1 protein-coding gene is annotated in these 921 nt (G+C 51.0%); it reads right to left on the minus strand.

Annotation, left to right across the window (positions count from 1 at the left end; translation table 11 throughout):
• Nucleotides 1-146: 146 nt before the first annotated feature.
• Nucleotides 147-629 (minus strand): hypothetical protein, encoded by a 483-nt coding sequence (locus IV91_RS0114800; RefSeq protein WP_031599577.1) that lies wholly within the window; start codon nt 627-629, stop codon nt 147-149.
• Nucleotides 630-921 lie beyond the last annotated feature (292 nt).

Genomic DNA, 921 nt, shown 5'->3' on the forward strand with positions numbered 1-921 from the left:
GATTGCAGTGCTGAGGCGCGCAACCCCCTGTCCATCATTGTCGAATCGCCCTGTTTTTGTGTTTTCCCCACCTCACCACCAAGGAAAATCCTGGGTGGCTGGGAGAGGCGAATGTCTAAAGTTCAGATTCAGTTACCCACTGTATTTCACATAGAGCCAAAATTATTTGCCTGAATGCCGTCAACTGCCAAGGCAGCAGCGCTCCAATTGGTAAAACTGTTGGATTTGTCGCCCGAAAGGTTCAGAAAACTGTAGACATCCGAGGAAGTCATGGCACCAGCATAGTTGTCAAAGGCTGTGGAAACGGCAGTCGACTGCCCTGAGGTATTGATAAGCGAGGCATTCAGCACGGAATGTTCAATCACGGAACTTGCCGAAGGGGTATTGGCTACTCCCAGAATCAGGTAGACGGGACTGTTGAGTGCCGGCGCATTGGAAGCGTTCTGATAGATGTCGATCACGGCATTGATGTTGTTGACTTCGGTGCCGTAAATCGGACAGCCCCCGGTGGCCCCGGTGGCACAGGCCGTGCCATAGCCACTGCCGATATGGAGGGTGGCACCGGCGTTGGTAAGGGTTGAGGCCAGGGAGAGAAGGAGAAGCGTCAGGGCAGAGGCAATCTTGATCATGGGATACTCCCCGGTGATGTGTTGAGGTGCCTGCCTATTAAGCAATAATTGTGCCAACAAAATAATTATCACATTATTTCATATTGATATGTAAAACGACAGGAAGTATCCCGACCAAATATGACACGAAGTGTAAAGAAACTTGACACAGAGCCTCTGGGCCTTCTTTACCCGGACTGCGCGAAAAGCCCCGTCGTTCAGGGCGGGGATGAATAGCGCGGATGCCGAAGGCATCCATCTTCGTTTCCTATAGTGGCGTTTGCTGTTGCTCGATATATTGTTTGATGATGCC

The organism is Ferrovum myxofaciens (genome assembly GCF_000735045.1).
Lineage (GTDB): Bacteria > Pseudomonadota > Gammaproteobacteria > Burkholderiales > Ferrovaceae > Ferrovum > Ferrovum myxofaciens.